This is a genomic window from Verrucosispora sp. WMMD1129 (assembly GCF_029581255.1).
GTDB classification, from domain to species: Bacteria; Actinomycetota; Actinomycetes; order Mycobacteriales; family Micromonosporaceae; genus Micromonospora; species Micromonospora sediminimaris.
Genome location: NZ_CP120741.1, coordinates 3,394,838 through 3,415,839 on the forward strand (window position 1 = coordinate 3,394,838; position 21,002 = coordinate 3,415,839).

Genomic DNA, 21,002 nt, shown 5'->3' on the forward strand with positions numbered 1-21,002 from the left:
TGCGGACGAGGCGCTGGGAGGCGTGGCATGAAGAACCGTCCACGGGGCGGTCTGGGGCGGGGCCTGGGGGCGCTGATTCCGACCGGGCCGGCACCCAACGCCGGTGCTGCCGTCGGCGCGCCGACAGCGGGAGTGAGCGGCTCGACGGCCGTGGCGACACCGGCCCCGATGCCGGTGCCGTCCCCGACCATCGAGCCTGACGAGACGCTGAGCCCGGTGCCGGGTGCGCGCTTCGCGGAGATCCCGGTCGACTCGATCGTGCCCAACCCGAAACAGCCTCGCCAGGTCTTCGACGAGGAGGCCCTGGAGGAGCTGAAGACCTCCATCCAGGAGGTCGGCTTTCTCCAGCCGATCGTAGTGCGGCAACTCGACGGCGAGAAGTTCGAGCTCGTCATGGGCGAGCGTCGGTGGCGTGCCGCGCAGGCGGTCGGTCGGGAGAACATTCCGGCGATCGTCCGAGACACCCGGGACGACGCCATGCTGCGGGACGCGCTGCTGGAGAACATCCACCGGGCGAACCTCAACCCGCTGGAAGAGGCGGCCGCCTATCAGCAGTTGCTGGAGGAGTTCGGCGCCACCCACGAGGAACTCGCCAGGCGCATCGGTCGCAGCCGGCCGCAGATCTCGAACACCATTCGGCTGATGAACCTGCCGGCACCGGTGCAGCGGCGGGTGGCGGCCGGTGTCCTCTCCGCCGGGCACGCCCGGGCGCTGCTCAGCCTGGAGGATCCGGAGACCCAGGAGCAACTGGCTCTGCGAATCGTCGCCGAAGGACTGTCGGTCCGTGCGACCGAGGAGATCGTCGCGCTCGCCCTCACAGACGGACCGGGCAAGAAGGAGTCGGCGAAGCGTCGGCCGAAGCCGCACGCACCGGCGCTGACCGACCTCGCCGACCGCCTCTCCGACCGGTTCGACACCCGGGTGAAGGTCGACATCGGGCGGAGCAAGGGCAAGATCACGATTGAGTTCGCGACGGTCGACGACCTTGAGCGGATCGTCGGCATCATCGGAGTAGAGCCCGAAGAACCGGAGAACTGAACAACCGGCACCACTAGGCCGCCTCGTCCCAATGCGACGAGGCGGCCTTGTCGTCTTCCGGGTAGCCCGCAGCGGGCCGCAAAGACCGGGCCCAGCCGCCACGAGCGGCCTCCGCGGCAGACGACCATGGCACTCGGGGGCGTTCCGCTGCATGGCCACGCAGACGCCGAGGGCAGCCAACTCGACTCCCGACTTGCGGCATGTCGGGCCCTCGGGCCAGAGCTATGGCGCGACATACCGCAACCCGTGACCCGACCGTCGAATCCGGCACCGAACGGAGATGGTCTCGGCGGGGCCTGGGGTCGCGGCTGTCGTGGGGCAGTTGCCAGGGCGTCGGTGACGACACCGAGGGACGCACAGGGCGGCCGACCGACGGAAGCTCGCCCAGACAGCTCACCCAGCCGGAGGCCGCCAGAGACGGACCTCGGTCCTAGGTTGGACCGACAGGGCAGCAGCCCGCCGGCGAGTGGGACCGAACGCAGCCCTGTCGGAGCGATCCATCAGAGAGCCGCCGAGAAGGAGGCGACCCAGTAGGGAGCGGGCTAATGGCCGCACGGCTCGTAGCTGCGCGGCTCAGAAAGGTCGGCTCAGAAGGTCCGCGCAGAGGAACTAGAGCGCACGTTCAGAGGGTGGGCCTAGCAGCGTCCGGTCCGAAGGCGTCGGCGCAAAGGAACCCAGAGCGCACGGCCCAGGCGAGCGGACGGGGTGGCCGTTTCACGTGAAACACGGGTGTGGGTAGAGCGACCGCTGGGCCTCCGCTCCTGGCGCGGCGGGACTGGTCGGGTTCGCCGGTGATGTGTAGCGCAGTGCCGGGCGCGGGACAGACGCCGGGTTGCCTTCCTCAAGTGGTGGCGGGCGGGGTGGCGCAGGGCCAAGGTTCGACCGGTCAAGCGATGACAGCTTCCACAGCCAGACTCGAAAGGTGGCGTTCCATCCACCCGAGCACTTCGGACCCTCCGGTCGGACCGCGCGGTGGTGCGGGGTCTGGATGAGGACCGGGCCGACCGATGTTCGAACAGCGCCTCTCGGGGATCACACCGGTCGAAGAGGCGACAAGCTGAGTCCATCGGCCAGCAGGCCGGTGGCGCTCGGCCCCAGCTCTGGTCGCCATGCGCCGGGTCGTGGTTTCACGTGAAACGACGGTGTTGGGTGCGGGCGTTGAGCGGAGTGCCCAGTACTCGCCGGAGCGCGCCTCGCTCCGTTACGCCCGCGTCGGCACGTCTGCCGGGCGAGGCCGCTGGTGCGCTGACGTTATCCACATCAGTTGTCCACAGGCTCACGCCGTTTCACGTGAAACATGACCCGAAACCCCTTGTCGAAGCGCGACAGCGGTGAGAATTCGGCGACCGGCTGGCCTGTGGATAACCCTGGGGAGAACTATCTGGCGCCCCCTGTCCCGACATTCGAGCGCTGCGGAAAGTCGAAGACGTTTCGAGTAGGGACAGTGGTCGCGGACTCGGTTAGGGTCAGCGTCGTGCACGACACCCCTCCCTCAATCCCGGACTTCACCCAGTGGCCGTCCTTCCCCTTCGAGGGCGACCTCCGAGTCAAGCCACTCGCCGATCCGGTCCCTGTCGAGCCGCCCCGCAAGGGTGAGGCTCACCGAGAATGCACCGCCTGCCTGGCGCCCGACGAGGCCTACATCTGGGTCGGCGAACGCTGGCGCGTACGAGCCATGGACCGGCCGACCGGCCTGCCGATGGTCCTCATCCTGGAGTCGCGGTCGCACCTCGATCTCGGGGATCTGCCGAATCTTCTCGCCGCCGAGTTGGGCGTGATGACGGTACGGCTGGAACGCGCCATCCGCTCGCTCGACGGGGTGGCCCGGGTACACGTCAACCGCTGGGGCGACGGGTCCGCCCATCTCCACATGTGGTTCCTCGCCCGGCCGTACGGTCGGCTCCAACTCCGCGGCACCTTCCTGTCGCTCTGGGATTCGATCCTGCCGCCGATCTCGGAGGAACAGTGGCGGGAGAACCTCGCCCTCGTTGCGGCCTGGCTGGCCGAGTTCGGTGGGCGGCCGCTCGCCGAACCACCCCGCATCCAGTGGCAGGCGCCGTCCAGCCTGGCTGCGCAGTCAGCCGCTCCCGAGACGAAGCCGGTTGAGGGAGGGTCGCTCCTGGACGCTATCGGCGAGACAGCTGAACCACCTGACACCCCGGGCGCCGGTATCGATTCGGGGGCGTCGAACGCCGCGGCTTCGGGGCCGACTGAGGACCCGGCAGCGGGGCGAGCAAGGGACGTAGCTCAGCCTCAAGAGGAAGCAGCGGTCGTGGCCGCCAGCGAGGCGGCTGGTGCTGTGCCGACGCGACAGCCGTCCGCCGATACGGACGGCCCGCCGCAGGCCGAGGGCGGCCCACCGGCCCATAGCGATCCACCGGCCCAAAGCGATCCGCAGGGCGAGGGCGGCCCGCAGGGCGAGGGCGGCCCGCAGGGCGAGGCCTCCGCCAGTACGCGGGGAGCGGTGACGGCCGAGTCGGAGAGAGAGCCAGCGGAGACGCCAACTGCGGGTCGAGTGACGCCGGCCGGCGAATCGGGCCCTGAGAGCGACCGGCAATAGGACCGCCCAGACGGGCAGCCCTGCCGAGACGGCTGGCGGAGCTACGGCGTGCCCGGCGCTTCGGCTGGCGGTGTTGTCGCGGTCGGCCGCGCGGCGAACTCATCGCGCACCGCGTGCGGTCGGGGCGCTGGTGACGGTGGTGGCGGCGGACCTGTCTCCATGCCACCGGAGCGCGCTCCGCCGCGCACCATTCTCGGCCATGCTCCGCCTCATCTCCACCGCCCCAGTTTCGGTCGTGCTGAGGCGCTGGACCGAGCACGCCCACCGATCGCTCCGTTCCAGGGTCGGTGGGCCGAGTGCGGTGCGCGTGTGGCCGGCAGCAAGAGTCCGAGCAACGGGTACCGCCGAATTCAGTGCCGGGTGGAGGAAGGTCAGCGGCCTGCGGCGCGGGCGACCAGATTTCCGATCACGCGTCCGAAATCGAGACCGGCAGCCTGTACGGCGAGCGGCAACAGCGACGTCTCGGTCATCCCCGGCGAGACGTTGACTTCGAGTACGTGTGGCTGACCGGTCGAGTCGACGATCAGATCGACCCGGCTGAGGTCACGCAGGCCGAGGGCGGCGTGGGCGGCCAGGGCGACCTGGGCCACCGATTCGGCGACGGCGGGTTCCAGGCGGGCCGGGGTGTGCCAGGTGGTGCGTCCGGCGGTGTAGCGGGCCGCGTAGTCGTACACCCCGTTGCGAGGCACGATCTCCACCGCCGGTAGCGCCTGCGGACCGTCGCCCAGGTCGACCACGGAGACCGCCACGTCCATGCCGGGAACGTACCGTTCGACGAGCGCCGTCGAGTCGTACGCGAAACAACCCACCATGGCAGCCGGCAGCGACGCCGCGTCCCGGACCACGGCGGCACCCAGGCCGGAACCGCCCTGGGCGGGCTTCACCATGAGCGGCAGCCCCAACCGGTCGACGATGCGGTCCAGCACGGCCACCGCGCCGAGTTCGCTGAACCTGTCGTGTGGCAGGGCGACCCAGTCGGGGGTGGCGATGCCGGCCTCGCGCAGCACGGCCTTCGCCGACGGTTTGTCCCAGGCGAGGCGGGAAGCCCGAGCGTCACATCCGACGTACGGCACGCCACACAGGTCCAGGACGCCGCGCAGCGAACCGTCCTCGCCGGTCGCGCCGTGCAGGGCGATCACCACGGCGTCGGGTGGGTCCGCGGTCAGGGCGGGCAGCAGGGCTACGTCGGCGTCGCGCAGCTCGGCCTGCATTCCGACGGCACGCAGCGCGTCGAGCACCCGGCGGCCGGAGCGCAGCGACACGTCACGCTCGTACGACAGACCGCCGGCGAGCACGAGCACGTGGAGATCGGTGGTCTCGGGGCCCGACACGGCGGGTTCTTCGGCAGCGGTGACACCCATGCCGGGCATCATGCCAAGTCTGGTCCTGGCGCGTCCCAGCCGGTCCGGCCTCGCCGGGCACCGGGCTCGCCGACCGCACCGAACACCCGCCGCATGGCGATGTCCTGTTCCATCACGCTGGCCAACCGGCGCACGCCCTCCCTGATCCGCTCCGGCGGCGGGAACGAGAAGTTGAGCCGCATGTGACCGTTGCCGCTGCCGTCGGCGTAGAAACCGGTGCCGGGCACGTACGCCACCCGTGCGGCGATGGCCCGGGGCATCATCGCCTTCGAGTCCAGCCCGTCGGGCAGCGTGGCCCAGACGAAGAGCCCGCCACCGGGCACCGTCCAGCGGGTGTCGGCCGGCATCAGATCCTCCAGCGCGGTGAGCATCGTGTCCCGCCGCTCCCGGTAGACCTCCCGGTAGACCTTTAGCTGCTGACGCCAGGGCATGGTGCCGAGGTAGGTGCTGACGGCGGCCTGCGCGTACGCGCTGGGGCAGAGGATCTGTGCCTCGCTGGCGATCACCAGCTTGTCGCGTACCGCGTGTGGCGCGAGGATCCAGCCGACCCGCAGCCCCGGCGCGAACGTCTTGGAGAAGGTGCTGAGGTAGAAGACGCCGTCCCGCCGCCGCGCCCGCAGCGGCGCGGGTGCCTCGCTCTCGAAGCCCAACTGGCCGTACGGGTCGTCCTCGACCACCAGCAGTCCGGCGCGCTCGCAGATGTCGAGAACCTGTTCCCGTCGCTGCTCGGTCAGCGTTACGCCGGTCGGGTTCTGGAAGGTGGGGATGGTGTAGAGGAACTTGACCCGGCGTCCGGCCCGGGCCTGCTCCGCGATGGCGAGCTCCAGCGCCGCCGGGATGAGACCCTCGTCGTCCATGGGCACGTGTACGACCTGGGCCTGGGCGGCCTGGAACACGCCGAGTGCACCGACGTAGGTCGGCCCTTCGGCGAGCACCACGTCACCCGGGTCCAGGAAGAGGCGGGCCACCAGGTCGAGCGCCTGCTGCCCGCCCACCGTCACCACCACGTCCTCCGGGGAGGCCCCACAGGCGGCGTCGATGCCGGAGAGCGCCATCACCTCGCAGATCCGCTCCCGCAGCTCCAGGGTGCCCTGACCGATGCCGTACTGCAGGGTTGTGCTGCCGTGCTCGGCACCGAGCCGACCGAGCATCTCGCCGACGGCGTCCAGCGGCAGCGCGGCGATGTACGGCGCGCCACCGGCGAGGGAGACGACCTCCGGTCGACTGGCCACCGCGAACAGCGCCCTGATCTCCGAGGCGGTCATTCCCCGGACCCGCCGGGCGTACCGGTCGGTGTAGTCGTCGAGTGTCGTGCCGGTCATCACATCACCCCGATGGCTGCTCGGACGGCTCCGGTCCCGGATACCCAGGACACCGGCGACCATGGCGGTACGGCGCGCCGGATGTCGATCCTAGCCGCCCTGCACCGCCCGATGCGTCTTCGATTATTCGTGCGTCCACATGCCGGACCGGCGGCAGACACCCCTGAGGTGGACGTTCATGCATGGTCTCCCCTGCCGCCGATCGGCGGCGTACGATCGCTCGTCGGGGGCAGGAACACGGCGGTGCCGTCTGGGCCGCTGCGGCGGCGGTGCCGCTCGGGCCGGTCCCACCTCCGAGCCTAGTGTGGGGAAGCGCCAATGTCGCGACGTCTGGTCAGCCTGACCCTGGACACCCTGGAGGACCTGCCCCTTCCCTGCCGGCAGTGTGTCTACTGGGAGCTTGATCCGGTTTCCGCGGACCGCGCCTGCGCTGCCGGCGACCCTGGGCTGGAGAAAGAGGCGTGGGTGTCGCAGACCCTGCTCGAATGGGGTTCCTGCGGCAAGCTGGTGTACGTCGACGGCATGCCGGCCGGCTTCGTGATGTACGCCCCGCCGGCGTACGTGCCCCGGTCGATGGCCTTCCCGACCTCTCCGGTCTCCGCCGACGCGGCGTTGCTGATGACCGCGAACGTGGTGCCCGCGTTCTCCGGCGGTGGCCTCGGCCGGATGTTGGTGCAGGGGGTGGCCCGCGATCTGACCAAGCGCGGGATCAAGGCGATCGAGGCGTTCGGCGACGCGAAGTTCGGTGACTCCGCCGATCCGGGCGGGGCGTGCGTGGCACCCGCCGATTTCTTCCTCTCGGTGGGCTTCAAGACGGTTCGCCCGCATCCGCGGTTTCCCCGGCTGCGACTGGAACTGCGGACGGCGTTGAGTTGGAAGTCCGACGTCGAGTACGCGCTGGAGAAGCTGCTCGGCTCGATGAGCCCGGAGTCGCTGCTACGCCCGGTCCGACCGACGCCGGCCACCCGTTCGACGGCCGGCTGACCACCACCCGACGTCGCGACGGGCTGACGGCCACCCAGGGTTGGGCCGACTCAGTCCACCACGGTGCCGGCGGCGACCGCCGCCCGCAGCTCGCTGACGTCGATCGAGCCGGTCGGGACGTCGCGTTCGATCGGCAGGTACATCCGCTGCACCGCAGCCACCATCGCCTCGACCAGCTTGTCGCGGAACCGGGGAGCGATCAGCCGTTCCCGGTCGGTCGGCGAGGTGAGGTAGCCGACCTCGACGCGGACCGCCGGCATCCGGGTGATCCGGAGCAGGTCCCACGCCTTGGCATGGGTGTGACAGTCCCGCAGCCCGGTACGGGCCACGATCTCCCGCTGGACCAGCCCGGCCAGCCGTTCGCCGGTCGCCGAGCTCACCCCGTTGTCGGTGCCGTAGTGGTACGTGGCGACACCCTCGGCCATCGGGTTGGCGTGGCCGTCGGTGTGCAACGAGATGAACACGTCGGCGCCGAGCGAGTTGGCCAGTTGTGCCCGGTCGATGTCGGGCAGGCAGGTCTCCGGCGACGGTCCTCGGGTGAGCTGCACCCGTACCCCGGACGCGGCGAGGCGCCCCTCCAGCCGGCTGGCCAGGTCATGCATCAGATCCGCTTCGGTCCAGCGCAGCGGGCCGTCCGCCACCACCACGCCCGGGTCGGTTCCGCCGTGCCCCGGGTCGATCACCACGGTCCGGCCGACCAGGGTCGGGCCGGACTGTCGGATGGCGTCGGACTCACGCAACCACTGCGGCCGGCCACCGACCACCTTGCGGCCCAGTCGGCGCAGGGCACCCATGGTGTGTGGGCCGCAGGTGCCGTCGGGGACGAGCCCCACCTCACGCTGGAACTGCGCCACCGCCCGGGACGTGCGGATGCCGTAGATGGCGTCGGCCCGTCCGGTGTCGTAGCCCATCTCCAGCAGCCGCTCCTGGAGCGACCGGACATCCTCGCCGGTGAGGGGGACCGGCACCGCGTGGTAGAGGGTGCGGGCGCCCAGCCGCCAGCGGGCGGCGTCCAGGGCCCGCCAGGTCTCGGCACCGACCCGACCGTCGACGCTGAGACCCCGCGACTGCTGGAACGCGCGAACCGCCCGTTCGGTCGCCGGGTCGAACTCGTCGCTGTGTGGGCCGGTCGCCTTCGACAGCAGGTCGAGGCCGGTCAACACCGCACGGATCTCGGTCACTGCGGGTCCCCGGTCACCGGGACGGATCGGACGCACGCACGACCCCCTCTGCACGGTCGGTGGCTGCCAGGCCCCGCCACCGACGAGCGGGTGCCGTTGGCGGGGACCAGGTGCTCACCGGCGTCCGGCGGCCCCGGTTCGAGGTTATGCGCTAGGCGATCCGCTGGGGTGGTGGGCGGCGAAAAACGCGTCGACCCCGTGCCGGGCTCACCGGCACGGGGTCGACGGCGACGTCGTCGTTGGGGGTCAGAGCGCCGATTCGATCAGCTTGACCAGTTCGCCCTTGGGCTTGGCGCCGGCGATCGACTGCACCGGCTCACCGTTCTTGAAAACGGTGAGGGTCGGCACCGACATCACGCGGTATGTCCGGGCGGTTTCCGGGTTCTCGTCGATGTTGAGCTTGACGATGCTGACCTGGTCGCCCATCTCGCCGGCGATCTCCTCCAGCAGCGGCGACACCTTGCGGCACGGCCCGCACCACTCGGCCCAGAAATCCACCAGGACCGGCTTGTCGGACTTCAGCACGTCTGCGGTGAAACTCGCGTCGGTGACCGACTTGGTTGCTCCCACTGTTGACCCTCCTCCTGCGTTGTGTCTGGTTCAGCTCTTGGGCAGCGTGGCGATGAAGCGTTCGGCGTCCAGGGCGGCCGCGCAGCCGGTCCCGGCTGCGGTGATCGCCTGCCGGTACGTGTGGTCGACCAGGTCACCGGCGGCAAAGACGCCGGGGATGCTGGTCCGGGTGCTGGGGGCCTGCACCTTCACGTACCCCTCGTCGTCCATCTCCACCTGCCCGCGGAACAGCTCGCTGCGTGGGTCGTGGCCGATCGCCACGAACACGCCGGTGACGTCGAGCACCTTGGCCTCGCCGGTGTGGACGTTGCGCACCCGTACGCCGGAGACCTTGCCGTCCGCGCCGAGCACCTCCTCCACAACGGTGTTCCACTCGACCTTGATCTTGTCGTTGCCGAGCGCCCGCTCGGCCATGATCTTGCTTGCCCGGAACGAGTCGCGGCGGTGCAGGATCGTCACCGATTCGGCGAAGCGGGTCAGGAAGCTGGCCTCCTCCATCGCCGAGTCGCCACCACCGACGACCACGATGTGCTGGTTGCGGAAGAAGAAGCCGTCACAGGTGGCGCAGGAGGAGACACCGTGGCCGAGGTACTCCTGCTCGCCGGGTACGCCGAGCGGGCGCCAGGCGGAACCCGTGGCGAGGATCACGGCGCGGGCGCGGTACGCGGTCTCCCCGACCCAGACGGTGCTCACCGCGCCGGGGTGACCGGTGTCGGTCAGCTCGACCCGGGTGACGTCGTCGGTCAGGAACTCGGCACCGAACCGCTCGGCCTGCTTACGCATGTTGTCCATCAGCTCGGGGCCGAGGATGCCGTCGGCGAAACCGGGGAAGTTCTCCACCTCGGTGGTGGTCATCAGCGCGCCGCCGGACTGCACGCCCTCGATCACCAGCGGCTTGAGGTTGGCGCGCGCCGCGTAGACCGCCGCCGTGTAGCCGGCCGGCCCGGAGCCGATGATGACCAGGTTGCGGACCTCGTCCACTGCCGTCTCCCAATCGTGTTGACTGTCGTCACCGGCGTACGGGCCGATGCCGATCCGAGTGCCGACGCGGCGGCAACTGATGTGCAGAACGTCATCGTACGAAGCGGGAATTCCCGAGCCGGTCACCCGGTGGGTCAGGTCACGTGGACGGTCAAAAGTCCGGCGACCGCTGGCTCACCCTACCCGCGTACGGTAACGGGCGTCCGAGCCGGACCCGGGTACACCGCACTCCGGGCCGCTGACCCACGCCCAGTTCGTGCCGGAGGCGTCGGTGAACCGAAGGACCAGCGCCGGCAGCCCCTGGAAGCGGGCGTAGTCGATGACCTCGAAGGTCAGCGGTCCCCCGCGGTGCTCAGCACCGATCTCGGCGAGGCAGGCGCTCAATGCGGTCTGGTCGCCGAGCCGGGTCAGATCGCCCGGGGCGGGGAGGCGCTCCTGGTTCTCCGCGCCGAGCCCCGGATCACCGTCGGTGGAGAACTGCCTGACGCTCGGGGTCAGGCCGGCCAGTGCCTCCGGCGTGTAGTCGGTGTCGCTGCGCTGGGGAGGGCCGACGACGCGGTACGGAGCGCCGGATGCGACCGCGGCACGCTCGGGCGCCGATTTGGTGCCGGGCTGCCCCGCGGAATCCTGCGGGTAGGCGTGCGGCACCGCCGGGCTGACGGCCCGCTCGTTCAGGGCGGTGTCGGTGGCGACGTCGTCCCCCCCGCCCGGCTGGAACAGCTGGAGCGCACCCAACCCGACCACCGCGGCGGCGGCGAGGGCAACCGGCCCGGCCACGCGGGCCCAGCGGCGACGTCGCCGACCCGGCCGCGACGACGAGGACCGGTCCTGGCCCGGCCGCAGCGGGCCGCCGGGCCGACGGGGACCGCCCAGCGGCTGGGTCGGTACGATCGTCAGCTTTCCGCCGGTCGGCTCCGAGCCGGGGCCCTCGACGGCCGCAATCCCGTCCCCGGTGGTCAATTCCTGCTCGGAAGCCGCGGTCGTCGGCGCGGCCTCGGTGGTGGGCGCGGTGAGCGGATCAGCCGCAGCGAGAGCGGCGCTGATCCGCTCGCTGATCTCCGGCGGAAGCTCCAGCGTCGGCTCGCCCCACCCGGCCAGCTCGGTGCGGACATTGTCGACGGCCGGGCCCAGGAGAGCATGAGCATCGGCCCAGGCCGGGTCCTGTGTCACCAGCCGGGTGATCTCAGCGTGCTCGGGGGTGCCGTCCAGCGCGCCACCGAGGTAGTCGGCGAGCAGGTCGTGGTCGACCTCGCTGAACTCCCCGGTGCTCACGCTTCCTCCTGCTGGTTGGCGGCCGGTCGGGACCGCCCCGACCCCGATCGGACGCCCGATGGTTCCTTCGGGTTCCCGTCGGTGACCTCCGGCACGCCCGGGCGGGCAGTGGTCGCCGGCCGGGTGCCGGGTCGCAGGTGGCCGAGGGTGACCGCGAGCCGGGCTCGGCCCCGGGCGCAGCGACTCTTCACCGTCCCCTCGGCGACGCCGAGGATCCGCGCGACCTCGGCCACCGGGTAGCCCTGCACGTCCACCAGCACGAGGGCGGCCCGCTGTTCCAGCGGCAGCGCGGCCAGGGCGTCCCGGACGACCATGGCGGTGTCGTGGTCGGGTACCGGTGCGGCCGGCTCCACGCCGCCGGTGCCCGGCCCGTCCTCCGGGCCGTGCGTTCCGTCGGGCAACGGCACCGTCGGGTGGGCCCGCCGACGGCGGATCCGGTCGAGACAGGCGTTGACCACGATCCGGTGCAACCAGGTGGTGACCGCCGAGTCACCCCGGAACCGGCCGGCCGCGCGATGGGCGGACAGCAGCGCGTCCTGAAGGGCGTCCGCGGCCTCCTCACGGTCGCCGAGCGTACGCAGGGCGACCGCCCAGAGCCGGTCTCGGTGCCGGCGGAACAACTCACCGAAGGCGTCCCGGTCACCGGCGACGTGAGCGTGCAGCAGATCGATGTCGCTCACCGTGTCGTCCACGGAAGCGGCGCCCGTGTGGTTGCCTCCGGTGTCGCGTACTTCCATCACCCGACCCGGTGGTTGCCGCCGTGCCGACCTCTCATGACCCCTGGACCGTGATCTCCTGCACCCCGATCTTGAAACCGCCTCCGTTCGGCGGCAGCTCGGTGATCCAGAACAGCAGGTAGCGGTACTTCTTGTCGGCGTCGAATCCGTCAAAGGTCATCGTGGTGCCGTCGTGTTCCTCGAAGGGCTGCCCGATCTTGTTCTTCAGGTACGCCGTGAGGACCTCGTCATCGCCGGAGCTGGACGACGGAGCGTTGGTCGTGCCGGTGAGCAGTTCCGCCGAAGCACCCCGGTCGGAGAGGTTGACCTGTACCGACTTGACGGTCCGCTCGGCACCGAGGTCGATCCAGACGCCCATGCCCCGCTTGAGGTTGCCGAAGTTGCTGCGGTTGTAGGTCTCGGTGGACCAGCCCTCGTCCTGGTCGCCGTCGAAGACCTTCTCGGCGTCGCGCACCTCGGTCCGGTCGTTGCTGTCCGGGTCGATGATCCGAGCGTCGCTGATCTTGAGGTTCCGGACTACGGGTGTTGCTGGCTCCTCGCTCACCGGCGCGCTCGATGTCGGCGCCGCGACGGGGTTGGTCTGCGGGTCATCGTCATCGCCGAGGGTGCTGATCCCGATCAGCAGCCCGATCAGGGCAACCGCCAGCAACCCGGCGATGCCCAGGGCGACCTTCCGCCCGCCGGCCGCGGCCAACGGAGACGGCTCCTCGCCGGTCTCACCGGCGAACCGCAGCGGGCCGTTGTTGTCGAGGTAGTCGTCGTCCGGCACGTCGAGCCGGGCCAACTCCGCCGTCAGCACGTCCGACGGTGGCGGGGCGATCTCAGCGTCGAGCAGATCCATGGTCAGGTCGTCCAGGTAGGCCGGCACGCCGGCGCGGACCTGACGGGGTGCCGCGACGGCCCCGTTCGCATCGCGTACCGCGTCGGGAATGGCCGCCCGACCATGCCCGGCGGTGGCACCGCGCAGCGGCGCCTCGGCGTGCGGCCAGTAGCCGGTCATCGCGAAGTAGAGGATGCCTCCGACGGCCCGGACGTCGCTCTCCTGGCTGTCGTCACCGTCGGTGCGGGCGTCCGCGAGCACCACCCGGCCGTCATCGCTGATCATCACCGTGCCGGGGTGCACGTTTCCGTGCACCATGCCGGTGGCGTGGACGGCCGCCAGGGCGCTGGCGACGGAGTTACCGACGGCGGTCGCGCGGGCGGCGTCCAACGGCCCGCTCGCGACCAGGTCCCGCAGGGACTGACCGTCGACCCACTCGCGTACCACGTAGGCCCGCTCGGCTTCGTCGATGGCGTCGTACACGCCGACGAGGTTGGGGTGGACGACCCGGCTGGCGGCAACGGCGGCCTGGAGCATCTCGGTGGCGGAGTCGCCACCCGGGTAGCGCATGACGACCGCGACGGGTCGGCGCAGCACGACGTCGACCCCGCGCCAGACCAGACGGCCCGCGCTGTCGTTGTTGATGTGCTCGACCAGTTCGTAACGTTCGGCGAGGATCTCACCGGCCGTCGGAGCACCGAAGGTCATGACCGGCGGAGTGGTCTCGTCCGCGTCCTGACCCTCGCCGACCTGGGTCACCCGTCCTCCCTCGGTGATCGTGTCGATCGATGGACCCGCGCTGCTGGGCATCTGCTTCCCGCTCCGCCTTCGTCTGGTACCGGCCGGCCGGTCGCAGCACGGTGCCGCGCGCCGGTGTCTGCCGTACCCGTCGAGTGCGACCTTACCCGGGATGGCCCGGTCCTCGACATGTCATCTTCCCGCCGTCCGGTGACGACAGCGTCAGCAGTCGGTGGACTTGTCCCGTTACCACCGTTGTCGGCCGCGTTGCTGGTACATGTACCAGCCAATCTAGAGGTTGACCTCAACCAGTTCCGGCCGGGGCGGAGCCGGTCGCATCGGCGGGTTCGGCAGCCCCGGATTCCCGTCAATCGGCCGGGCATACTCGGCCGTACGGTTGGTTATCCACAGGCTGATCCGTCAGGTGAGCGGCGGCGCGCGGAGTTATCCACAGGGACATCCCCAGCCTGGTGATCCGCGGTCACGCTGGGTGCACGCCGAGCCGGTCGAGGTTCAGCGGCCGAGCCGGCGGCGGACCATGCCGACCACCTCGGTGATCTCGGAGATCCGCAGCACGGTCGCCAGGCCGAGGTAGGTACCGCCGATGACCGCACCACCGACCAGCAGCTGCGCGATCGCCTCCAACCGCGTCGGCGTGTCGCCGCCGGGCAACAGGGCCACCACCAGCAGACCGGCAAGTGCCGCACCCAGCGCCGCGACGGCCACCCGGCCGAGAGTACGCAGGATCGCGCCCAACCCGATCCGGCCCACCCGGGGACGCAGCAGCCAGGCGGAGGCGATCGCCGCGGCCAGATACGAGACCGCGTTACCGATCATCATTCCCGCCCCGACGAAGCTCGCCGAGAAGATCGCGAAGAGGGCGATCTGCACCCCGATCCGGAGTGCCACGACCGGAATGTTGATCAATGCGGGGGTGCGGGTGTCCGGCAGTGCGTAGAAGGCGAAGGTGAACAGCTGGCTGATCGCGAACGGCACCAGTGCGAGTGCGGCGGCCAGCAGCACCAGGGACGTCGCGGTGGCGTTGTCGGCGGTGAAGGCTCCCCACCGGAACAACGTGAACGCTATCGGGGTGGCCAGCACGGCGTAGCAGACCGCGATCGGGGCAAGTACGGCCGACACGGTCCGGGTGCCCCGGGACAGGTCGGCGGCGAGGTCGGCGTACCGGCCGTCGGCGGCGGCGGCGCTCATCCGAGGCATGAGCGCGGTAATGATCGACACGGCGATGATGCCGTGCGCGGTCATCAGCAGCAGGAAGACGTTGTTGTAGATCAGTGGGCCGGCGGCGTTCTCCTTGCCGGCGCGGTTCAGCAGGTTGAACAGCACGATGAGGCCGACCTGGCTGACCGCGACGTAGCAGATCATCCAGGCGCCGAGCCGCCCCAGCTCGGCCAGGCCGAGCTTGCGGAAGTCGAAGCGGAGCTTCCACCGGAAGCCGACCTTGCGCAGTGCCGGCAACAGACCGGCGACCTGGATGGCCACGCCGATCAGGGTGCCGCCGCCGATGAGCAGGACCCGCCCGGTCGTCATGTCATCGGGCTCGACGATGTCGGCGCCGAAGATTGCGATGTAGAGAGCGGCGGTACCGATGACGACCAGGTTGTTCAGGATCGGTGCCCACATCGGCGCGGCGAAGTGGCCCCGGGTGTTGAGCACCGCGCTGATCAGCGCGCTCAGGCCGGAGAAGAAGATCATCGGCAGCATTAGCTGGGCCAGGGCGGTGACCAGTCCGGAGTAGCCGTCAGCGGACTCGTCCGCGCCGTAGAGCCAGGTCAGCGGCGTGGCGAGGGCGACCGCGAGCACGGCGGCGGCGCCGAGCGCGAGCACCGCCAGGGTCAGCAACCGCTGGGCGTACGCCTGACCGCCGTCGGCATCCGCCTTTCGCCGACGCACCAGCACCGGGATCAGCACGCTGGTGAGGATGCCGCCGAGCAGGAACTCGTAGACCATCCCCGGCAGGATCTGGGCGGTGGTGTAGGCGTCGCCGACCAACGCGCCACCGAGGGCGGCGCCGATGACCAGATTGCGGAGGAAGCCGGTACCCCGGCTGACCAGGCTGCCCAGGGCCATGATCGCGCTGTTGGTGGCGGCGCTGCCCTCCGCCACCTGCTCCTGTGGGGGCGCGGTCGACTCCATCGCGGGCTGGTTGAGCGGCTCGGCGGAGATGAACGTGGCTCCGTCACCGGGCCAGCCGCCGGGCGCGCCGCCCTGCTGGGCGTTCGCGCTGCGGTAGAGCCCGCCGCTCATCTGTGCCTCCAAGGGGTACGCCGGAGCCGGCACCGGCCCACACGTCACAGACCTTAGTCAACCCCGGCCCGTTACCCGCGCCCGGCGGAGGCGATGCCGGTCAGGACCGATAGGCTGCGGATCCGATGTCCGAAACCGCCGCATCCCACGCCACCGACCGCCGCGATCTCACCGCCGCGCAGCGCAACGCCGTCGCCGAACTGCTCCGGGTCTCCCCGGTGGCCGACGAGTTGGGTCGCCGGTTCGCCGCCGCCGGTCACGAACTGCACCTCGTGGGCGGTTCGGTACGCGACGCCCTGCTCGGCCGGCTCGGTGAGGATCTCGACTTCTGCACCGACGCGCACCCCGACCAGACGCTGGACGTCGTGCGGGGCTGGGCCGAGGCGATCTGGGAGACCGGCCGCGAGTTCGGCACCATCGGCTGCCAGCGCGGCGGTCTGCGACTGGAGATCACCACGTTCCGCGCCGAATCGTACGACCAGGTCAGTCGCAACCCGGTTGTCGCCTACGGCACCAGTCTCGTCGAGGACCTGCGACGGCGGGACTTCACAGTGAACGCGATGGCGGTAAGCGTCCCCGAACATCGGTTCACCGACCCGTACGGCGGCCTGACCGACCTGGCCGCGAAGATCGTGCGTACCCCGGGCACGCCCGCCGAGTCGTTCGGCGACGACCCGCTGCGGATGCTGCGGGCCGCCCGCTTCGCCGCGCAGCTGCGCTTCGCGGTCCACCCGGACGTGCGGGCGGCGATGACCAGGATGGCGACCGACCTGGACCGGATCACCGCCGAGCGGATCCGCGACGAGTTCACCAAGCTGCTCTGCGGCGCAGACCCGATCTCCGGCCTGCGGCTGCTGGTCGACACCGGGTTGGCCGAGCGGTTCCTGCCCGAGTTGACCGGGCTCAAGCTGGAGATCGACGAGCACGCCCAGCACAAGGACGTCTACGAGCACACGCTGACCGTGGTCAGCAACGCAGTCTCGTACGAGGAGGACGGACCGGACTTCATCCTCCGGATGGCCGCGCTGATGCACGACGTGGGCAAGCCGGCGACGAAGGCGATCGGCCCGGACGGGCGGGTCAGCTTCCACCACCACGAGGTGGTCGGTGCCCGGCTGACCAAGGTGCGGATGAAGGCGCTGCGCTACCCCAAGGACGTCACGACGAAGGTGACCGCGTTGGTCGCGCTGCACCTGCGCTTCTACGGGTACGGCCGGGGCGAGTGGACGGATTCGGCGGTACGCCGCTACGTCACCGACGCCGGTGACCTGCTGCCCCGGCTGCACAAACTGACCCGCTCGGACTGCACCACCCGCAACCGGCGGAAGGCGGCCCAACTGGCGGCGGACTACGACGCGCTGGAGGAGCGGATCGCCCGGATCGCCGCCGAGGAAGATCTGGCCCGGGTCCGGCCCGACCTCGACGGAAACGCGATCATGGAGCTGCTGGGCGTGCCGCCCGGGCCGGTGGTGGGACGGGCCTGGAAGCACCTGAAGGACCTGCGGCTGGAGCGTGGGCCGTTGGATCGCGACACGGCCGAGGCGGAGTTGCTGCGCTGGGCCCGCGACGAGGGCATCCGCGACTGACCAGCGACGCGAGTTGATCGCGCCGACCGCGCCCGCCGTCCACTGTGGCCCGTTCCGGGACGCCAGCCGCACGTCGAAACGCTCACGTCTCGACCGAACGGTGGACGCGGTGCCAGCGAGGTTCGTCCATGATGTGTTCACGTCCATCAGCCCGCTGCTTCGCAGCTGGAGGCGGGACGATCCAGTATCGATCCGACCGCCCATCGGGCCTGGTCGACGACCGACGGGGGCACATCCAGTGAAACGCCGTGGCGCACTGCGCCGCTCGGCGGCGGCGGGGCTTGCCCTCGCCACCGCTTCGTCCATTCTCACCGTCGTGACCGGCGGTGCCGCGATGGCTGCTCCGGCCGACCAGCCCCGCGTCGAGGTGCTCGGCAGCAAGGGCGTCGGCGCCGTGCCGGACCGCTACATCGTCGTCCTCAAGGACCGGGGGACGACAAACAGATCCGTCCGGGCCGCCGCCTCGGCGCTCACCGGCGCGAACGGTGGCACGGTCCGCCGGGTGTTCGGCCACGCCCTCAACGGTTACTCGGCCACCATGAGCCAGCGGCAGGCGGACAAGTTGGCCAGCCACCCCGACGTGGCCTACGTGGAGCAGGTCCGGCGGCTGTCGGCGAACAGCGGCACGCAGAGCAGCCCGCCGTCCTGGGGCCTCGACCGCATCGATCAGGCCTCGCCGAAACTGAACGGCAGCTACAAGTACCCGAACACCGGCAGCTCGGTCACCGCGTACATCCTGGACACCGGAATCAACATCGCCCACCAGGACTTCGGCGGTCGGGCGAGTCACGGTTACGACGCCATCGACTCCGACGAGGTCGCCCAGGACTGCAACGGCCACGGCACGCACGTCGCCGGGACCGTCGGCGGCACGAAGTACGGCGTGGCCAAGGGCGTGAAGCTCGTGGGCGTACGGGTGCTCGACTGCGACGGTCTCGGCACCACCGAACAGGTCATCGCCGGTGTCGACTGGGTGACCGAGCACGCCCAGAAGCCGGCCGTGGCCAACATGAGCCTCGGTGACGTCGTCGCAGTCCCGTCCCTCGACGAGGCGGTGAACCGATCCATCGCGTCCGGAGTCACCTACTCGATCGCGGCCGGTAACAGCTGGATGGACGCCTGCAAGGCGTCTCCGGCCCGGGTACCGGAGGCGATCACCGTGGGCGCGACGGACCGGATCAACATGCGGGCGTGGTTCTCGAACTACGGCAAATGCCTCGACGTCTTCGCGCCGGGAGCGAGCATCGTCTCGGCGCGGCACAACAGCAACACCAGCAGCGCGGTGTTCAGCGGCACCTCGATGGCCGCTCCCCACGTGGCGGGTGCCGCAGCGCTGCTGCTGAGCACCAATCCGGGCTGGTCGCCGAGGCAGGTCCGGGACCGGATCGTCACCACCGGACTCGCCGGCGGGGTGTACGACACGAAGGGTTCGATCGACCGGCTGCTGACCGTCGGCTCGGTCACGCCGACCCGCTACTCGCACGGCTTCAAGGCCCGTTCCAACGGCAAGTTCGTCACCGCCGCCAGCAGCACCAAGCCGCTGGTGAACAACGGGACGAGCATGGGCACGGCGCAGCGGTTCGACTTCGTCGACGCCGGTAGCGGCCTGGTCGCGCTGCGCTCCAGGGCCACTGGGCGGTACGTGGTGGCGCCGAGCAACGGCACCAAGCCGCTGATCGCGAGTCACAAGACGATCGTCACGTCGGCCAAGTACACAATCGTCAACCACACCGACGGCACGGTCAGCCTCAAGTCCAAGATCAATGGTAAGTACGTCACGGCGTCGACGTCCGGCAGCTCGTCGATGATGGCGAGCAAGACCTCCATCGGCACCAACGAGAAGTTCACAATCGACGCAGCGCCGCCGATCGTCAGCCTCAGGTCGAAGGCCAGCGGCAAGTACGTGGTGGCCGCCAGCAGCACCAAGCCGCTGGTCCCCAGCAGCACGACCGTCACCAAGGCGGCGAGGTTCGACGTCATCAACGTGGGTGACGGCTTCTTCAGTCTGCGGGCCCACGCCAACGGCAGGTACGTGACCGCGGCGAGCAAGGGCACCAAGCCGCTGGTCGCCAGCAGCACGGGGCGGGGCCTCTACGAGACGTTCGACTTCGCCAACTACAACATCGACGGAACGATCTTCCTCAGGGCGGGCGACGGCCAGGCGGTCTCCGCCGGGTCGTCCGGCACCAGCCAGCTGATCTCGAACAAGACCATCAAGTGGTCGTCCTCCGGTCTGGGGTTGGGCAACGGCGAGAGATTCACCGTCTCCACCGCCTGACCAGTCGCGGCACGGCCGGCGCCCGCCGGAGCTCCCGAACACCCGGGACGCTCTGGCGGGCGCTCGCCCGTTGCGGACCCTGCTCACGAGTGGACAATGGCGGGATGCGTTGGACCGTGCTCGACTCACCGATCGGGGAGTTCTCCGTGGCCACCGACGGGGACAGCGTCTGCGGGGCGCATTTCGGTCCGGTCGGTGACGGGACGACCGAGCCGGCTGACGAGACCTCCCGACGGGCGGTGGCGCAGCTGCGCGCGTACTTCGCCGGCGAGCTGACCGACTTCGTGGTGCCGGTGACCGTGCCGCGTGGCTCCGATTTCGAGCGGGCGGTGTGGCGGGAGATGACCCGCATCCCGTACGGCGAGACACTTACCTACGGCGAGGTGGCCCGGCGGGTCGGTGACCCGGGAGCGGCCCGAGCGGTCGGTGTGGCCTGCAACCGCAACCCCATCCCGGTGATCGTGCCGTGTCACCGCATCATCGGTGCGGGCGGGAAACTGGTCGGCTTCGGTGGTGGCCTGGACCGCAAGGTCAAACTGCTGGAGCTGGAGGCCCGGGTGGCCCTGCAACGCGCCTGGTCCTGATCAGTCCGGCGCGGGAAGGCAGCCACCGTCGGCGATCCGGGTGCCGATCTCCACCGTGATGTCGTCCTGGCGGACGCTGCCGAAGACACACGCCCGGCCGGTCCACCCCGCGAAGATCAGTCCGTCGCCGGGGCCCAGATCGAGCCGCCCGGGCGGCCTGACGACCACGTCGGTGAGGCCGGTGGCGGTCACCGCCCGCCGAACTGCCTTCTCGTCGGGCTCGTCCCGGCCACCGGCGGTCAGCAGATTCAGGCCCTTGAGCACCTCGGCGGCACAAGCCCGAGCGCCGGCAGCCGTGTCGGGTTCGAGCGTGCCGCGCTGCCGGAAGGCGTCGTTGGCAGCCTGCTGACGGCGGAGCATCTCCTCACGTACCCGTTCATCGGCCATCGGATGTCCGGTGCCCAGCGGTACCGGTGCGGTCGACACGCCGGACGGGGCGGGCGCTTTCGTCGCGGTCTCCGGCAGTGTGGCCGCAGCGGCGACACAGCGGGCCTCGGCCACCGACGGCCGGGGGTTGGGCGGCACGACCTCCTGGTCCGACTCGGCCGTCGGACGGCTGCCGGGGACGGCGCAGGCGAACAGGCTGGTGGTCAGCAAAGCGCCCGCGAGTGCGGTGGCGACCCGGCGCACCGACCTGGCGGCGTGCGTAGCGTCGGTGAACGGCACGGCGGTCAGCGTAACGTTCCGCCATCGACGACGCCGCCCCGCGCGGCGCTCCACATGCC

16 protein-coding genes are annotated in these 21,002 nt (G+C 70.5%); 6 read left to right on the forward strand and 10 right to left on the reverse strand.

The annotated features are described in order from the left end of the window. The first annotated feature begins 27 nt into the window (after positions 1–27). Complete coding sequence (locus tag O7624_RS15830) at positions 28–1,038, forward strand: ParB/RepB/Spo0J family partition protein (RefSeq protein WP_282236333.1); 1,011 nt, start codon at positions 28–30, stop codon at positions 1,036–1,038. 1,495 nt (positions 1,039–2,533) lie between these two features. Then, positions 2,534–3,598, forward strand: coding sequence for a hypothetical protein (locus O7624_RS15835; protein WP_282240649.1), 1,065 nt, complete (start codon positions 2,534–2,536; stop codon positions 3,596–3,598). A gap of 371 nt (positions 3,599–3,969) precedes the next feature. Here O7624_RS15835 and O7624_RS15840 read toward each other — a convergent pair whose 3' ends face one another. Together O7624_RS15840 and O7624_RS15845 are read right to left on the reverse strand one after the other, a co-directional pair. Next, positions 3,970–4,959 carry a D-alanine--D-alanine ligase gene (locus O7624_RS15840; RefSeq protein WP_282236334.1) on the reverse strand — a complete coding sequence of 330 codons (990 nt, stop codon included), beginning with the start codon at positions 4,957–4,959 and terminating at the stop codon, positions 3,970–3,972. Positions 4,960–4,967: 8 nt separating this feature from the next. Continuing rightward, a complete protein-coding gene (locus O7624_RS15845) occupies positions 4,968–6,281 on the reverse strand; it encodes a PLP-dependent aminotransferase family protein (protein ID WP_282236335.1) in 1,314 nt (437 codons plus the stop codon). Positions 6,282–6,599: 318 nt separating this feature from the next. Here O7624_RS15845 and O7624_RS15850 point away from each other — a divergent pair, with 318 nt between their 5' ends. Then, on the forward strand, positions 6,600–7,265 hold the full coding sequence (locus O7624_RS15850; protein ID WP_093409328.1) for a GNAT family N-acetyltransferase: 666 nt from the start codon (positions 6,600–6,602) through the stop codon (positions 7,263–7,265). Positions 7,266–7,315: 50 nt separating this feature from the next. Here O7624_RS15850 and O7624_RS15855 read toward each other — a convergent pair whose 3' ends face one another. From O7624_RS15855 to murJ, 7 genes are all read right to left on the reverse strand, one after another. After that, a complete protein-coding gene (locus O7624_RS15855) occupies positions 7,316–8,482 on the reverse strand; it encodes an N-acetylmuramoyl-L-alanine amidase (RefSeq protein ID WP_093409330.1) in 1,167 nt (388 codons plus the stop codon). A gap of 210 nt (positions 8,483–8,692) precedes the next feature. Then, positions 8,693–9,016, reverse strand: coding sequence for a thioredoxin (gene trxA / locus O7624_RS15860; protein ID WP_093409332.1), 324 nt, complete (start codon positions 9,014–9,016; stop codon positions 8,693–8,695). A 30-nt stretch (positions 9,017–9,046) separates the two neighbouring features. Beyond that, entirely contained in the window at positions 9,047–9,997 is a 951-nt protein-coding gene (trxB, locus tag O7624_RS15865; RefSeq protein WP_093409470.1) for a thioredoxin-disulfide reductase, read from the reverse strand. 174 nt (positions 9,998–10,171) lie between these two features. After that, entirely contained in the window at positions 10,172–11,269 is a 1,098-nt protein-coding gene (locus O7624_RS15870) for a hypothetical protein (protein WP_282236336.1), read from the reverse strand. Next, entirely contained in the window at positions 11,266–12,006 is a 741-nt protein-coding gene (sigM, locus tag O7624_RS15875; protein WP_282236337.1) for an RNA polymerase sigma factor SigM, read from the reverse strand. Before sigM ends, O7624_RS15870 begins: the two co-directional genes overlap by 4 nt. 34 nt (positions 12,007–12,040) lie before the next feature. Next, positions 12,041–13,636, reverse strand: coding sequence for a protein kinase family protein (locus O7624_RS15880; RefSeq protein WP_282236338.1), 1,596 nt, complete (start codon positions 13,634–13,636; stop codon positions 12,041–12,043). Between the two features lie 441 nt (positions 13,637–14,077). Further along, positions 14,078–15,829, reverse strand: coding sequence for a murein biosynthesis integral membrane protein MurJ (gene murJ, locus O7624_RS15885; protein WP_282236339.1), 1,752 nt, complete (start codon positions 15,827–15,829; stop codon positions 14,078–14,080). A 125-nt stretch (positions 15,830–15,954) separates the two neighbouring features. Here murJ and O7624_RS15890 point away from each other — a divergent pair, with 125 nt between their 5' ends. The 3 genes from O7624_RS15890 (at position 15,955) to O7624_RS15900 (ending at position 20,277) form a co-directional block, all read left to right on the forward strand. Continuing rightward, complete coding sequence (locus O7624_RS15890) at positions 15,955–17,415, forward strand: CCA tRNA nucleotidyltransferase (RefSeq protein ID WP_282236340.1); 1,461 nt, start codon at positions 15,955–15,957, stop codon at positions 17,413–17,415. A gap of 238 nt (positions 17,416–17,653) precedes the next feature. After that, positions 17,654–19,693, forward strand: a complete 2,040-nt coding sequence (locus O7624_RS15895) for a S8 family serine peptidase (RefSeq protein WP_282236341.1) — start codon at positions 17,654–17,656, stop codon at positions 19,691–19,693. A gap of 104 nt (positions 19,694–19,797) precedes the next feature. Then, positions 19,798–20,277 carry a methylated-DNA--[protein]-cysteine S-methyltransferase gene (locus O7624_RS15900; RefSeq protein WP_282236342.1) on the forward strand — a complete coding sequence of 160 codons (480 nt, stop codon included), beginning with the start codon at positions 19,798–19,800 and terminating at the stop codon, positions 20,275–20,277. Here O7624_RS15900 and O7624_RS15905 read toward each other — a convergent pair whose 3' ends face one another. Continuing rightward, on the reverse strand, positions 20,278–20,943 hold the full coding sequence (locus O7624_RS15905) for a hypothetical protein (protein WP_282236343.1): 666 nt from the start codon (positions 20,941–20,943) through the stop codon (positions 20,278–20,280). Positions 20,944–21,002: the final 59 nt, after the last annotated feature.

Coding starts and splice junctions, on each gene's coding strand:
- O7624_RS15830 (WP_282236333.1), top strand. CDS start 28: ATGAAGAACCGTCCACGGGGCGGTCTGGGGCGGGGCCTGGGGGCGCTG.
- O7624_RS15840 (WP_282236334.1), bottom strand. CDS start 4,959: ATGGGTGTCACCGCTGCCGAAGAACCCGCCGTGTCGGGCCCCGAGACC.
- O7624_RS15845 (WP_282236335.1), bottom strand. CDS start 6,281: ATGACCGGCACGACACTCGACGACTACACCGACCGGTACGCCCGGCGG.
- O7624_RS15850 (WP_093409328.1), top strand. CDS start 6,600: ATGTCGCGACGTCTGGTCAGCCTGACCCTGGACACCCTGGAGGACCTG.
- sigM (WP_282236337.1), bottom strand. CDS start 12,006: ATGGAAGTACGCGACACCGGAGGCAACCACACGGGCGCCGCTTCCGTG.
- O7624_RS15880 (WP_282236338.1), bottom strand. CDS start 13,636: ATGCCCAGCAGCGCGGGTCCATCGATCGACACGATCACCGAGGGAGGA.
- murJ (WP_282236339.1), bottom strand. CDS start 15,829: ATGAGCGGCGGGCTCTACCGCAGCGCGAACGCCCAGCAGGGCGGCGCG.
- O7624_RS15890 (WP_282236340.1), top strand. CDS start 15,955: ATGTCCGAAACCGCCGCATCCCACGCCACCGACCGCCGCGATCTCACC.
- O7624_RS15900 (WP_282236342.1), top strand. CDS start 19,798: ATGCGTTGGACCGTGCTCGACTCACCGATCGGGGAGTTCTCCGTGGCC.